This window comes from Oceanospirillum sanctuarii, from assembly GCF_002150805.1.
Lineage (GTDB): Bacteria > Pseudomonadota > Gammaproteobacteria > Pseudomonadales > Halomonadaceae > Oceanospirillum > Oceanospirillum sanctuarii.
Genome location: NZ_MTBA01000003.1, coordinates 397,437 through 410,753, shown reverse-complemented (window position 1 = coordinate 410,753; position 13,317 = coordinate 397,437). Strand labels below are relative to the sequence as shown.

13 protein-coding genes are annotated in these 13,317 nt (G+C 51.2%); 8 read left to right on the top strand and 5 right to left on the bottom strand.

Going from position 1 to position 13,317, the window contains the following annotated elements:
• Window positions 1-5: 5 nt before the first annotated feature.
• The 6 genes from hisH (at window position 6) to BV405_RS05610 (ending at window position 5,744) form a co-directional block, all read left to right on the top strand.
• Entirely contained in the window at window positions 6-656 is a 651-nt protein-coding gene (hisH, locus tag BV405_RS05635) for an imidazole glycerol phosphate synthase subunit HisH (RefSeq protein ID WP_086479884.1), read from the top strand.
• A gap of 182 nt (window positions 657-838) precedes the next feature.
• On the top strand, window positions 839-1,612 hold the full coding sequence (gene hisF, locus BV405_RS05630) for an imidazole glycerol phosphate synthase subunit HisF (RefSeq protein ID WP_086479883.1): 774 nt from the start codon (window positions 839-841) through the stop codon (window positions 1,610-1,612).
• A 41-nt stretch (window positions 1,613-1,653) separates the two neighbouring features.
• Complete coding sequence (locus tag BV405_RS05625) at window positions 1,654-4,548, top strand: intermembrane phospholipid transport protein YdbH family protein (protein WP_086479882.1); 2,895 nt, start codon at window positions 1,654-1,656, stop codon at window positions 4,546-4,548.
• Window positions 4,545-4,730, top strand: coding sequence for a YnbE family lipoprotein (locus BV405_RS05620; RefSeq protein ID WP_086479881.1), 186 nt, complete (start codon window positions 4,545-4,547; stop codon window positions 4,728-4,730). Before BV405_RS05625 ends, BV405_RS05620 begins: the two co-directional genes overlap by 4 nt.
• A gap of 12 nt (window positions 4,731-4,742) precedes the next feature.
• The gene (locus BV405_RS05615; protein WP_245832245.1) at window positions 4,743-5,114 is read left to right on the top strand and encodes a YdbL family probable chaperone protein; all 372 of its coding nucleotides are present in this window, start codon (window positions 4,743-4,745) and stop codon (window positions 5,112-5,114) included.
• 111 nt (window positions 5,115-5,225) lie between these two features.
• Window positions 5,226-5,744, top strand: a complete 519-nt coding sequence (locus tag BV405_RS05610) for a hypothetical protein (protein WP_086479880.1) — start codon at window positions 5,226-5,228, stop codon at window positions 5,742-5,744.
• Between the two features lie 92 nt (window positions 5,745-5,836).
• On the opposite strand, the gene BV405_RS05605 is transcribed toward BV405_RS05610, so the two are convergent.
• From BV405_RS05605 to gpmI, 5 genes are all read right to left on the bottom strand, one after another.
• Window positions 5,837-6,427 carry a YjaG family protein gene (locus BV405_RS05605; RefSeq protein WP_086479879.1) on the bottom strand — a complete coding sequence of 197 codons (591 nt, stop codon included), beginning with the start codon at window positions 6,425-6,427 and terminating at the stop codon, window positions 5,837-5,839.
• 69 nt (window positions 6,428-6,496) lie between these two features.
• Window positions 6,497-7,699 (bottom strand): divergent polysaccharide deacetylase family protein, encoded by a 1,203-nt coding sequence (locus BV405_RS05600; RefSeq protein WP_176330064.1) that lies wholly within the window; start codon window positions 7,697-7,699, stop codon window positions 6,497-6,499.
• A 62-nt stretch (window positions 7,700-7,761) separates the two neighbouring features.
• Window positions 7,762-9,066: a S41 family peptidase gene (locus BV405_RS05595; RefSeq protein ID WP_086479877.1), complete on the bottom strand. Its 1,305-nt coding sequence runs from the start codon at window positions 9,064-9,066 to the stop codon at window positions 7,762-7,764.
• A 121-nt stretch (window positions 9,067-9,187) separates the two neighbouring features.
• Complete coding sequence (locus BV405_RS05590) at window positions 9,188-10,384, bottom strand: murein hydrolase activator EnvC family protein (RefSeq protein ID WP_176330063.1); 1,197 nt, start codon at window positions 10,382-10,384, stop codon at window positions 9,188-9,190.
• A gap of 118 nt (window positions 10,385-10,502) precedes the next feature.
• On the bottom strand, window positions 10,503-12,047 hold the full coding sequence (gpmI, locus tag BV405_RS05585) for a 2,3-bisphosphoglycerate-independent phosphoglycerate mutase (RefSeq protein ID WP_176330062.1): 1,545 nt from the start codon (window positions 12,045-12,047) through the stop codon (window positions 10,503-10,505).
• A gap of 330 nt (window positions 12,048-12,377) precedes the next feature.
• On the opposite strand from gpmI, the gene BV405_RS05580 reads away from it, so the two are divergent.
• Both BV405_RS05580 and grxC read left to right on the top strand, forming a co-directional pair.
• Window positions 12,378-12,794 (top strand): rhodanese-like domain-containing protein, encoded by a 417-nt coding sequence (locus BV405_RS05580; RefSeq protein ID WP_245832244.1) that lies wholly within the window; start codon window positions 12,378-12,380, stop codon window positions 12,792-12,794.
• Between the two features lie 258 nt (window positions 12,795-13,052).
• Window positions 13,053-13,307, top strand: a complete 255-nt coding sequence (gene grxC / locus BV405_RS05575; RefSeq protein WP_086479874.1) for a glutaredoxin 3 — start codon at window positions 13,053-13,055, stop codon at window positions 13,305-13,307.
• Window positions 13,308-13,317: the final 10 nt, after the last annotated feature.

The window sequence follows — 13,317 nt, the reverse complement described above, 5'->3', positions numbered from 1 at the left end:
TTACGATGAAAACTATTGCTGTTATCGATTACGGCATGGGTAATCTCCACTCGGTGTCCAAAGCGCTTGAGCATGTTGCGACTGACCAGAAAGTAGTTGTCACATCTGACCCTGAAGTGATCCGTAATGCCGAGCACGTAGTGCTGCCCGGTGTGGGCGCGATTCGTGACTGTATGGCGGAGATCCGTCGTCTGGGTGTGGATAAAGTGGTGCAGGAAAATATCGCTTCCGGTAAGCCTTTCCTGGGTATCTGCGTCGGCTATCAGGCTCTGATGCAGGACAGTGAAGAGAATGGTGGTGTGCCTTGTCTGGGTCAATTTGATGGCCATGTACGTTTCTTTGGCGATCCGCTGGTGGATGACAACGGTGAGAAGCTGAAAGTGCCTCACATGGGTTGGAACCGGGTTAAGCAAACCGGTAGTCATCCGATCTGGAATGGCATTGAAGATGATACCCGCTTCTACTTTGTCCACAGCTTCTATGTAGAAGCCGCAGATCAGTCTCAGGTTATTGGTGAAACCCGTTATGGCAAAACCTGCCATGTGGCGCTGGCACACGAAAACGTTGTTGCCGTGCAGTTTCACCCGGAGAAGAGTCACGATGCGGGTCTGCAACTACTGAAGAACTTTGCTGAATGGGATGGTAAAAGCGCCTGATTCAGCGCCTGTCGCAATAAAGGCTGCTATCGATTTCATCTGGCGTGCGTCGGTTCATCCCTGAACCGAACTTTCGCCCGCCGCCATCCATGGCGGCTACAGATAAAATTCGATGCAGCTTTTGGCAGGCATAACGCTTCAGTCGTTTCATCACTTTGGATTTAAGAAAACAGGAGCCAATCATGGCACTGGCAAAACGAATTATTCCTTGTCTGGATGTGGATAAAGGCCGCGTTGTTAAGGGCGTGAACTTTGTTGATATCCGTGACGCCGGTAACCCGGTTGAGGTTGCCAAACGCTATAACGAACAAGGCGCGGATGAGATCACTTTTCTGGATATCACCGCCAGTAACGAAGACCGTGGCACTACCGTTCACATGGTGGAAGAGATCGCCAGTGAGGTCTTTATCCCGCTGACCGTTGGTGGCGGCATCCGTACCTGCGAAGATATCCGCCGTATGTTGAATGCCGGTGCTGATAAGGTAGGCATTAACACGGCAGCAGTATTTAACCCGGATTTTGTCCGTGAAGCGGCTGAGCGTTTCGGCAGCCAGTGCATCGTTGTGGCGATCGACTGCAAGCGTGTTAGCGCAGAAGGTGAGCCGGGCCGTTGGGAGATCTTCACTCACGGTGGTCGCAAACCGACCGGTATCGATGCGGTGGAATGGGCGATTAAGATGAACGAATTTGGTGCCGGTGAAATTCTGCTCACCAGCATGGATCGTGACGGCACCAAAAACGGTTTTGATCTGGATGTCACTCGTACTATCAGCAACGCGATTCCGATCCCTGTAATCGCATCCGGTGGTGTCGGTAATCTGCAGCATCTGGCAGATGGTGTTACCGAAGGTCATGCTGATGCGGTGCTGGCCGCCAGTATTTTCCACTTTGGCGAATACACCATCCCTGAAGCCAAAGCCTTTATGGCGGCTCAGGGCATTGAGATGCGCCTTTAAGCGCAGCTCGCTTCTATCCTAGGGACAGGAGAGTTTTTCAGATGCGGTTCCAGCGCCTTCTGATTATGGGTTCGGCTTCTTTGCTGAGTCTGTTTCTCTTTCTGATCCTACTGCTGGCGGTTCTGGCTTATAGCCATGACCGCTGGCTTCCCCCCTTTATCAATCAATATCTGCTTTCTGAGCCTGTTGCAGGCTTACCGGCAAATAGTTTGCATCTGGATACTATCGAGCTGAAAAGCTGGCAGCGGCTTCATCAGCTGACTCTGTCCGGACCGAATAACAGTCAACTTCAGATTCAGGGCGTGAACTGGCCTTCTAGCGGCGATCTTATTATCGAGCGACTGACGATCCGCTTACCGGATCAGCTACCGGAGTTTTTGCCTGCGACGCAAACTTCCGATGATTCAGAGGTTAAAGTACCGGATCCAGTAGCTCCGGTTGAAGACGTTGCAAAGCCATCTGTTCCGGGCGAACCGCATCAGACCGCTGCAGAATTGCTATTGAGTCAGGAGCTGAGTTTTCAGAAAGCTTATGGCGAGTATCTGAAACAGGTCGATTCCCTGTTTGCTCAGCTCGAATCATTCCGAAAGCAGTATCAGCTGCAAACAATGACCATCAGGTCTTTGGATCTCCACGGTGTGCCGCTGAAACATACCATCAGCGCCAAGTATTTCAGTGGTGATCCGGGTTATAAAAATGGTCAGCCGTACTGGCAGTTGAGTTTCAGTTCCCGAAATGAATCAGATAGACGCGATGCAAATCTGGATTTCAGGCTGCGCCTGAGTCCGCAGGATCACCAGTTAAGCCTGACCTTAAAACAACTGGATCAGTTATCTCCTGATGCGTTCAAACTTCCGCTATGGATTCCACTAAAAAGCTCCTTTGAAGAGCTGAGGTCTCAGGTCGATCAATACGGCCTGAAGCCTATAGATTATGATGCAAGATTGGTCCTGCAGATGCAGGCACAGAAGGCGGATATTGCGGTCAGTCTTCCTGCATTTGATCTTAGGGCTGTTGATTCCGGAGCAACAGAGGTCTGCAAGTTCTCTTTTGTGCCGCGAACGCTTTCCCTTGGATACCGTATCTCTGAGACAGGGTCAGAGCAGGTTCGATTTAATCCCGGAAAAGAGCTGATTCAGGATCTTTCCGGAAACTGCGTTACTGCCTTATTCAACCTGCCGCAGGATTCTGGGCTGCATCATTGGCTGAAAGGTCTCGATAAAGATGCTCTTCGTCAGGGCGGACGACTGAGTCTTAAGCTGAAAGACGTTATACGTGCGGATCTGATTTCTAAGGCTATGGATCTGTCTGGTCTGGAGCTGGGTTGGCAACCAAAGGCATCAAACTCGATAGCGTTTCAACTGCTATTGCCTCAGATAAAACTGACACCTGAAAAACTGGCTTTTGGCATAGAAAGTAAGCTGAAAGCAGAGCTTAAACCTCAGCCTCTGTTTGCTAATCAGTCGAGGCAGTTTTCACTGAACCTGGGCATGAATGCTGACATCGGACTGGAGCTGGCGTCTGTGTTTACGCCAAAACCAGATCAGGACATTGCTCTATCCTGGCTTCAGAATGTTCGCTTGGATATCTCAAACAGCGAGTTCACATTGCTGCCAGCCCCTAACGATGATGCGGTGCTTTGGGCTCCTTCCCGTCTTGAAATTCCGCTTTTCCAGCATGGTGGTCGTTGGTCGGTCGAGCTTCAGCAGCCGTTTACCCAAAGTGGCCATTGGCAGTTTGCGCATCAGGGGCAGGGCGAAGCTTTTGTGCGGTATCCGGGGCTTAAGCGAAATGCCCGTGTGCCGTATCAGGCGGACCTGGAGTTGGCTGGCCGCTTATCGGATCTGAGTGTTGATACGGTCATCAACAGCGTCGCAGGGCATTTTAACTGGAAACTGATCGATGCTTCCGCCAGAACTGCAACGCTGGCAAGTTCGCCAATCAGTCTTTTACCTGAGTTTTCGGTGAACACGCGGATTGTCGATGATGAGGTTCTCAATGAGGTTGCAGCTGAGGTCGAGCTGGCACGCGTTCCTGAATGGCTAGTTCTGCCAGCAGGAACCCGGATTACCGATGGACGAATTAGTCTTCAGGCAGACAATCAGTTAGCCAAAAAAGCTCTGAGCTCTCCGGTATCGTCGCCCGATCAGTTGTTGGAACAGATAGCCTCCTCAGTGGTTTTAAACCTGAGCAAACTGACCGGTGAAGCCAAGGGTTATGAATTCAGCAATGTCGATCTGCCGTTAAATCTGAAGCTTGCCGACGGTGATATCGATCTGCAGCCTACTACGCTCAATATCGACAGAGTCTTTGCGGGCGTGGAACTTACCGGCCTGAAAGCAGATCTGAATGCCAGCGGACATCTGATTGAAGGAAAAGACTCCCTTTCAGGCAGTATGAGTGATTTTTCAGCATCTACCTTGGGTGGTCGAATTTGGATGGCAGAGATGACGTATCCATTTCCTTCGGATCAGGCATCAGACCTGATCTTGGATAAGTTGGATCTGAGCCAGCTGATTGCCCTTGGCGAGAAACAGATCAAGGTAACCGGGCTGCTGAATGGTAAACTACCGGTTCTGCTCAGCGATAAGGGTATCGCTATTCGTAATGGGCAGGTTAAAAGTGAAACCGGTGAAATTATTCTAAAGGATAACCCAGCCTGGCAGGCGATGTTGCAACAGCAACCGGTTCTTGCCAGTCAGTTAAAGCATCTTAACCAGCTGCATTATGATCTTCTGCAGGGTGATGTTGAGATGGAAGAGAGCGGACAACTGACCGCTGTACTTAAGATCCGGGGTGAGAACCGGGAAGAATCTCAGCCGGTTAATCTGAATTTTGCCAGCGAGCAGAATATTCTGACGCTACTTAAGGCGCTGCGATTAAGCGACCAGATCGATAAATCGCTCAGCGAATCAGCACAAAGGACGTATCAATGATACTCAGACTTTTACTTTTAGCAGGTGTGTTCAGCTTTGTTGCTGCCTGTACACCTCGTATTGAGGTGGGGGCGAAGGAGCCGATCACCATCAACCTGAACGTCAAAATTGACCACGAGATTCGGGTGAAGGTTGATAAAGAGCTGGATCAGATGTTCAGCGAAGACAGTGATCTTTTCTAAGGAGCTAACCTGATGGATAACAAGATGAGCATTAACCGCTTGGCACCACAGCAGTGGGCTTCTTCCCTGATCGCCCTGTTTACCGTTCTTATACTGTCGTTGGTGCTGACCGCTCCGGCATTTGCACTGGATCTGGATGCCGCGAAAGATAATGGCTGGGTTGGTGAGCGCTATACCGGATATCTTGGTGTGGTGAAGCCGGAGTCAGGTGTTAAGGCGTTGGTTGATGATGTAAACCAGAAGCGCACCCAGGTTTATAAAGATCTGGCGGCAAAAAATGGCATCACTCTGGAAGAAGTTGAAAAGATTGCAGGTAAGAAAGTGATCGAGAAAACCAAGCCCGGTAACCTGATCGATCTGGGTAACGGTTGGCTGAAGAAGTAAGTCACCGATGTATGCTGGCCTGTCCTTTAAAGAGGGCGGGCCTTTTTGTTTTTAACGCAGAGTTATCTGCGGATCAATGCCTCAATACCCTCAAACGCTAAAGGAAGATTCATGTCCACAGAGCAGTTTATTGCCTATCAATGGTATCTGGCCGGTGCATTCCTGGCCTTTATTTTTGCCATCTGTACCCTGTTTTTTCAGGCGCTGTTTCATGAAAAACGGATCGCGTTAGCCTGGTTGCTGGTGATTTTTATTATCAGCCTGCTGAACGGCTCAGGTGTGGTCAGTATGGAGTTATTGGGTACATCTGCAGAAAATGATAATCCGGTGGTCAGAGGAATTAGTGGTATCGGGGATTATCTGGTACTCGGTTTAGGCATTGTCGAGCTGCTGCTGTTCGCCTACTTTGTGATTCGTCACTTCAAAAAGATTTATGTCAGCGTTCCGGCCATTGTGATAGTGCTTTGCGTCGGCTTTGCCTATCAGGCTTATCAGGATCTGATGGGCAGCGGTAATCTGATGTTCCGCTCAGAAGTAGAACAGATTCAGTTAGAACAGCAATATGAAGCGTCTTCCTCTGCAGTATCTGAGGAAGAACCAGCATCTGAGGTGTCAGCAGAAGAGCAGTGATTTGTTCCGTTAGCTTTAAGAGCTGATAAAAAAGCCCGTTTCGATCCTGAGATCAAAACGGGCTTTTTCATTTGTAACGCTACTGCCGATCCTCAGACCGCAAGCCCCAGACAGCTGACGCCTTCGTTCTGCGCCATAATACGCAGCTCTTTCAGTTTCTCTTTCTGAGGATGTTTCATGCTACTGATCTGCTGAAGCACCTCATCCTGAAACTCCCGGTCAAACTGCATCAGTTCGTGATCGTTCAGTACCTTACGACGTGCTTTTTCATCTTCCGGCAGTTCTTCTGTCGCTTCGATAAAGCTGATGATGGTCTGGCGCATCAGGCGACTGACGCGGGTTACTTCTTCAGCCTGAGTGCCCATCGCCAGCTCCATGGCGGTATGAGCCGCCATAGCAGCATCAATAGCAGGATATACGCCGTACATCTCGTAATCAGCATCGTTCGGGATCAGATCTGCCAATTTCTCCAGCTGCACCTCAAAGTTGATCTTACTGTCTTTGTTGGCCAGTTGTTCCCAGATCAGCATCAGTCCTTTTTTGAGCGCTGCAGCCTGCTCTTCCTGTTCCGTCACCTGACAAAACAGGGCGTAGTTAGGGTACATGCGTTCCGCCAGTGCGGTGGCAAAAGCGGTTTGCTGCCACGGGGCAAGCTCTTTCAGTTGTTGAAAAAAAGCACTCATTTAAAGGGTTTCTCTACCTGTTAACAAATCAGAAATGGGTGGAATCCGGAGCAGTTGCTGTGAGCCAGTCTATTTAGCCAATGGCGTATTGTTGACTGGTGTAGTCCAGCTCTGGTTTTCTTTTGGTGTTAGCCAGCCAGGCTGATGCACTGGCTGCAGAGACATGTCTCTTTCTGCCTGATCATTGGAAGGCTGTTGCACCTTGAGTTTTGGAAATTCAGTGCCCTCAGGGATCTCAGGCAGTAGTTGCTGGCGCTGAACCGCTTCTTTTTCGTTGCGGTTTATCTGATGCCGATCCAGTGTTTCCTTTCGGATAATCACGTCTTTACGGATTATCTTTGGGTGCGTGACATCAGCTTCTTTATAGCGGGTCAGCTGCTGAATCTCGCTACGCCAGAAGGCCGGGCTACGTGCCGGAGGTGTAGTCTGCGGCGCAACAAAGGCAGGCTGAATATCCTGATAAACCTGCCCCATCGCCAGCAGCTGATCCGGAACTGAGATCAGGCGAATTCCCTGTGCTCTGAGTTCCGGCAGGCGCGCTTCCAGCATGTCGAGGGTCACGCTGTGAGGGTGGCCGATACCCACCGCATGACCATTACGTTTGGCCTGACGGATTAGGGTGTCAAAGGCTTCGCTAACGGCTTCCGGGGTTCGGATATGATCGAGAAATACATCCCGGCTCATACTGGGAATACCATTGGAGCGAGCAGTCTTGGCGGCAACTGATTTAGCGGTCGTGCGGCTGTCGATAAAGAAAAGACGACGTTTGCTCACCTCTTCCATCAGCCACTGCATGCGAATGCTATCCTGAGTCAGCTCGCTGCCCATGTGGTTGTTTACACCCTGAACAAAAGGGATATCAGCCAGGGCTTTTTTCAGCTCCTGATCAAAGGTTTCCCGATCCATGCTTGGGCTTAATGTGCCCGGGCCCGGTGAACGCTGATGCACGTTGGTCATAGGGGCGTGCAGCATCACGGTTTTACCCTGCTGATGCGCTGTTTTTGCCAGTCGCTGACTGTAAGGGGTATGAGGCAGAATCGCATAGCTAACGGCCCCCGGCAGGTTAACGGCGCGCAGGCCGTTACGCAGGTTGTAGCCGATATCGTCGATGATCAGCGTAATCGTGGGCGAGCTGGAGGCCAGAGTTTGCGGACTGAGTGACAAGGTCACTCCGCCAATAATTATTACACCCAGAGATGCGGTGAATGCACCTTTGATATTTTGCAGTTGGTGGCGCGCCATCTTAACAGCGCGCAGGAAAAGTCGTGTCATAGTGATCGTCATTAAAGCTGTTTCTCACGACAGCCTGAGTAAAAAATATCGAAGCGCCCGAGTCAGGGCTGCTTCGTCAGAATATGCATACCTTTCAGCAGACTCAGGGCTTCAAACAGCTGATAGTCTGTTTCCGCCAGTGATGAGCTGCCGGACTTTTTAGCTGGAGTGGTCGGTTGCTGGCCGCTTTCCAGATGGCCTTCCAGATCTGCTTCCTTAATCTGAAGTCTAGCTTCAATTGGCGTTAAACGGGCAGGTTTCACCTCGATATCCGGTGTGACCCCTTGTGCCTGAATCGAACGGCCGGAAGGCGTGTAATAAAGAGCTGTGGTCAGTTTCAGGCCGCGATCACTGCCCAGTGGCAGAATGGTTTGTACTGAGCCTTTACCGAAACTCTGGGTGCCCATAATTACGCCGCGCTGATGATCCTGTAATGCACCGGATACAATTTCAGATGCGGAAGCAGAACCCTCGTTGATCAGTACGATCAGAGGAACACCACGGCTTGGGTTATTCGGCGTAGCTTCAAAGCTAAGCTCGGTGTTGTCCAGGCGTCCCTTGGTGTAAACGATCATACCTTCGGTAATAAAGGCATCCACCACTTCTGCCGCAGCCTGCAACACACCGCCGGGATTGTTGCGCAGATCCAGCACCACACCTTTCAGCTTATCTTCAGAGGCCTGATGCATTTTGTTCAGGGCTTTAACCACCTCTTCGCCGGTATGCACCTGAAACTGGGTGATACGGATATAGCCGTAGCCATCGTCCAGCATGCGGTGTTTAACGCTGGTTACCCGAATCAGGGCGCGTTTCAGTGTCACTTCAAAAGGCGCATCCACGCCATCACGCATAATGGTCAGGCGAACTTCGGTATCCGGCTTACCGCGCATCAGCTCGATGGATTTGTTCAGTGGCAGGTTCTTCACCGGGGTGTCGTTGATCTTAACGATCAGATCGTGAGGACGGATACCGGCGCGGGCGGCTGGGGTATCATCGATCGGGGTGACGACCTTGATAAAGCCATTTTCGGAGCCGACTTCCAGACCCAGGCCACCAAACTCACCCTGAGTGCTTTCCTGCAGCTCATCATAATCTTCCGGTGTCAGGTAGGCGGAATGAGGATCAAGGCCTGAGATCATGCCGCGAATGGCGTTATCCAGCAGCTCTTTGTCATCGACATCGTGTACGTAAGCGCGTTTGATGCGCTCGAACACTTCGCCAAAGGTGCGCAGCTCTTCCAAAGGAAGTTCCTGAGCTTCATAGGGGACGGCTTCTGTTGACAGGGTATCGTCTGCAAACAGATTAAAACTGGTCAGGCTCAGCAGCAGGCCAAGGCCAACTCCCAGTGTAGTCCGCGTGTTGCTCATGGATAACTCCTTCTGCCCGGTGGCTTTACTTCAGTTTAATACCGGGTGTACTAAATTCCGGGATTTGTAATGGTAATGTCACAACATCCGGGCCTGATACAAGGCCCGCTGCTTAAAACTCTTAGCGGCGTCCGAGCCAAAGTATCGGATCCTGTGGTGCGCCTTTTTCCCGAATCTCAAAATAGAGACCGCTTCGGCTCTGACCTCCACTTCTGCCTACAGTGGCGATGCTTTCACCAGCATGAATCCAGTCTCCGGCTTCTCTCAGCAGGGCCTGGTTGTTGCCGTAGAGGCTCATAAAGCCGTTACCGTGATCCAGAATCAGTAGCACGCCATACCCTCTCAGCCAGTCCGCAAAGACCACACGGCCGGAGTGAATTGCTTTAATTTCGACGCCTTCGTTGGCTCGAATCACCATGCCGTTGCGTTTGAGCTTACCGCGAATTTGCTCACTACCGAAGGCATAGGCAACCCGGCCTTTAAGCGGCCAGGGCAGTTTGCCGCGCATCGATTTGAACGGGCGGGTATCTTTCGGCATCGGGATATTCACAATGGCTTCCCGAACCTCTTCCAGTAACTGCTCAAGACGGGCTCTGTCCTGATTCAGAGTCGCCAGTTCTTCACCTTTGCCTGAGATCTCTTTATCGAGCTGAGCGACTAAGGTTTCGCGTTTGCTCTGTTCCGCCTTCAGGCGGCCACGATCCGCTTCCAGTTTGCTGCGGGTGGTGGTCAGCACATAATCTTTCTGCAGAATCTCTTTCTCAACCCGATCAAGGCTGCGGGCGGTTTCCAGATACTCATCAATATGTCGGCTGCGTTCCTTATTGATGTAGTCGTAATAGCGCAGTACACGGGAAACCTGATCCGGCTGCTGCTGATTAAGCAGCACTTTCAGGTACTCCTGACGTCCCATGGCATAAGCAGAACGGATCTGTTTTTCCAGATAGTCTTTCTGTTGGTTCTGTTTCAGGCGTAGGTCGCTTCGCTCGGCGCGCAGCTCTGACAGGCGGCTCTGCAGTCGTTTACTGCTGGCAAGGTTGGTGCGGATCGCTTTGGCGGTGTCGGCGATCTTTTTCTCGGACGCCTGCAGCTCCTTCAGAACTTCCGCTTTAGCGCCCTTGACCTGATTCAGGGATTGCTCAAGGGTTTTGATGCGGGTGTTCAGCTCTTTCAGCTGTTGAGCGGAGACTTCTTTGTCGGCGGCCTGAACCTGAGCCGTCAGCATGAAAAACGAAAGCAGCAGCGTCAGCAAAGCGCGAACGGGCTGTTCGGGAAGTAGGGGGTGCCTGATATTCAGGTTCTTATTCAAATGCAGCACAGAAGCAGCAGCTCTTATTATCATCAATGATGGAGTTATCCGTTGCCCAAAGGGCTGTTTTTTTAAACCGCAAAGAGCCGGTCTATACCGGCTCTTTGCGTTATCAGGTCTGAGATCCTCAGGAGAAGCTCACCAGATTCTGGCCACTCATCTCTGCAGGTTGCTCCAGTCCCATGATTTTTAACAGGCTTGGGGCGATATCGCAAAGACGGCCGTTCTCAAGTGTGACCGATTCTGCACGTTCATTGACGTAAACCAGAGGAACCGGGAAGGTGGTGTGTGCGGTTTGCGCCTGACCGGATTCCGGATTCACCATCTGTTCAGCATTGCCGTGGTCGGCAGTAATTAAGCACTCACCGCCTACTTCCAGCAGGGCTTCGGTTACACGGCCCAGACAAACGTCCAGCGCTTCGACTGCTTTGACCGCTGCATCGTATTTACCGGTGTGGCCTACCATGTCGCCGTTAGCGTAGTTACAGACGATCAGGTCGTAATCACCACTCTTGATGGCATCAACCAGCTTGTCGGTCACTTCCGGCGCGCTCATTTCAGGCTGCAGGTCGTAAGTCGCTACCTGAGGAGACTGAACCAGAACACGGGTCTCCCCTTCGTACTCATCTTCGCGGCCACCGCTGAAGAAGAAGGTCACGTGAGCGTATTTTTCGGTTTCTGCGATACGCAGCTGAGTTTTGCCCTGCTTTGCCATGAATTCACCCAGCGTATTTACCAGCTTGGTTGGCGGGAAGGCGGTGGTGGTTTTAATGTCGGCTGCGTATTCGGTCAGCATGACAAAATCAGCCAGCTTCGGTGTTACTGCACGCTCAAAGCCTGCAAAGTCGGCTTCAACAAAGCTGCGGGTAATCTCACGGGCACGGTCGGCACGGAAGTTCATAAAGAGCAGGGCATCGCCATCTTCGATCTTCACGGCTTCGCCATTCGGACGAATGCTGGAAGCGGCCACAAACTCATCGTTCTCGTCACGGGCGTAGGCGGCTAACAGGGCTTCCTGGGCGTTGGTGTAAACGTGCTCTGCTTTCGCCTGAGTCAGCAGGTTGTAGGCGGACTCAACACGATCCCAGCGGTTGTCACGATCCATGGCGTAGTAACGGCCAACCAGAGAAGCAACAAAACCCACACCCAGTTCTTTCAGCAGGGCATCGGCTTTAACAATGGAATCTTCGGCGCTGCGCGGAGGCATATCGCGGCCATCCAGGAAGCCATGTACATAAACTTTTTTCGCACCACGATCTGCTGCCAGTTTGCAGGCAGCAAAGATGTGTTCTTCGTGGCTGTGAACACCGCCCGGAGAGAGCAGGCCCATCAGGTGAACCGCTTTGTCAGCGGCAACCGCTTTATCGATCGCCTGAACCAGCGCTTCGTTTTCGAAGAAATCACCGTCGGCGATCGCTTTGGTGATACGGGTGAATTCCTGATAAACGGTACGTCCTGCACCCAGATTCATATGACCAACTTCAGAGTTGCCCATCTGGCCATCCGGCAGACCCACGGCCATGCCTGAGGTTTCAACCAGAGCGTTCGGATATTGCGCCCAAAGGCGATCCCAAACCGGCTTATTGGCGTTGGCAATGGCGTTATTTTCGGCGATTTCGCTATGGCCGAAGCCGTCCAGAATAATAAGTGCAACAGGCGTACGTTTTGACATGATGTTTTCAGGGTCGCGTTAGATTCAGAGAAAAAGTTTCACGTCCTGACAGACGTTTCGCAGTAGCCGGACATCATACCCCAGATCCTGCGGGCCTCCCAAATTCTTTCCCTGCTTCTTCACTCATGAAAAGGTATGAAAAAAGTGCATAAACCAGCCGATTTGGGGCGGTTAAATCTTTATCAGGTTGTGTATACTAACTGCCCTTAAATGCCAGTGTCCTATGGGGATTTTGCCCTGATCCGTCCATGCAGTTTGCATATCTGATGCGGTTCAGGCTCCTGAGTGAACTGAGCACCATGACCAATGAAAGGCTGACGAGGAAAGAAGTTGGAACAGTTTATTGAATTTGCCACCAACCACTGGATGATGGTGGGTACATTTGTGATCCTGCTGATTCTTTGGCTGGGATATGAGTTCACCACAGGAAATAAAGCGATCAGCGCGCAGCAGGCAACTCTGCTGGTCAACCGTGAAGATGGTGTGTTCCTGGATATCCGTGATCGTGGTGATTTCCGCAAAGGTCACATCGCCGGTGCCGTTAACATCGGTATGGCTACCCTTAAAGAGCGCATGGGCGAGCTGGAAAAATACAAAGCTAAGCCAGTGATCGTGGTTTGCAAAATGGGTAATACCGCATCTATGGCAGTTAGCGAACTGCAGAAAGCAGGTTTTGAGAAAGCCAGTGTTATGCGTGGCGGTATGAATGCCTGGCAGAACGATAATCTGCCGGTAGTGACCAAGTAATTTCCGCGCTCAGTAAGCGGCGAAATTGCAGCTCGGGTGTTTAGCCGGATGGCTGGGCACCTGAAAGACCCTGTTAAGTCATCTTCTGTTAAAGATGTTATCCAAATAGGGTTTATTAGTGTTTTCTGATATTGTGGCGTTATCTGAAGCGCTGAAATTCTGGTCGGTTGTCTTTTTGACCGATTCACTTGTAAGCGGCTTCGTTAAACCCCACCTCCGGGGTAAGCCAAATATCTTCTGCAATTTATAGGTGAGCTTATGCAAAATGTAGTGATTTACAGTAAATCCTGGTGTCCGTTCTGTGTTCAGGCCAAGCGTCTGCTTCAGTCGAAGAAGGTTGATTTTACTGAGATCGATGTCGAGCGTGAGCCTGCCAAAATGCAGGAAATGATGAAGAATAGTGGTCGTCGTACCGTGCCTCAGATCTGGGTGGGAGACACCCATGTTGGCGGTTGCGATGATCTTTTTGCCGCAGAGCAAACCGGTAAGCTGGATCAGCTGTTAGCGGGATAATCGCTCCGGT

Coding starts and splice junctions, on each gene's coding strand:
- hisH (WP_086479884.1), top strand. CDS start 6: ATGAAAACTATTGCTGTTATCGATTACGGCATGGGTAATCTCCACTCG.
- hisF (WP_086479883.1), top strand. CDS start 839: ATGGCACTGGCAAAACGAATTATTCCTTGTCTGGATGTGGATAAAGGC.
- BV405_RS05625 (WP_086479882.1), top strand. CDS start 1,654: ATGCGGTTCCAGCGCCTTCTGATTATGGGTTCGGCTTCTTTGCTGAGT.
- BV405_RS05620 (WP_086479881.1), top strand. CDS start 4,545: ATGATACTCAGACTTTTACTTTTAGCAGGTGTGTTCAGCTTTGTTGCT.
- BV405_RS05615 (WP_245832245.1), top strand. CDS start 4,743: ATGGATAACAAGATGAGCATTAACCGCTTGGCACCACAGCAGTGGGCT.
- BV405_RS05610 (WP_086479880.1), top strand. CDS start 5,226: ATGTCCACAGAGCAGTTTATTGCCTATCAATGGTATCTGGCCGGTGCA.
- BV405_RS05605 (WP_086479879.1), bottom strand. CDS start 6,427: ATGAGTGCTTTTTTTCAACAACTGAAAGAGCTTGCCCCGTGGCAGCAA.
- BV405_RS05600 (WP_176330064.1), bottom strand. CDS start 7,699: ATGACACGACTTTTCCTGCGCGCTGTTAAGATGGCGCGCCACCAACTG.
- BV405_RS05595 (WP_086479877.1), bottom strand. CDS start 9,066: ATGAGCAACACGCGGACTACACTGGGAGTTGGCCTTGGCCTGCTGCTG.
- gpmI (WP_176330062.1), bottom strand. CDS start 12,047: ATGTCAAAACGTACGCCTGTTGCACTTATTATTCTGGACGGCTTCGGC.
- grxC (WP_086479874.1), top strand. CDS start 13,053: ATGCAAAATGTAGTGATTTACAGTAAATCCTGGTGTCCGTTCTGTGTT.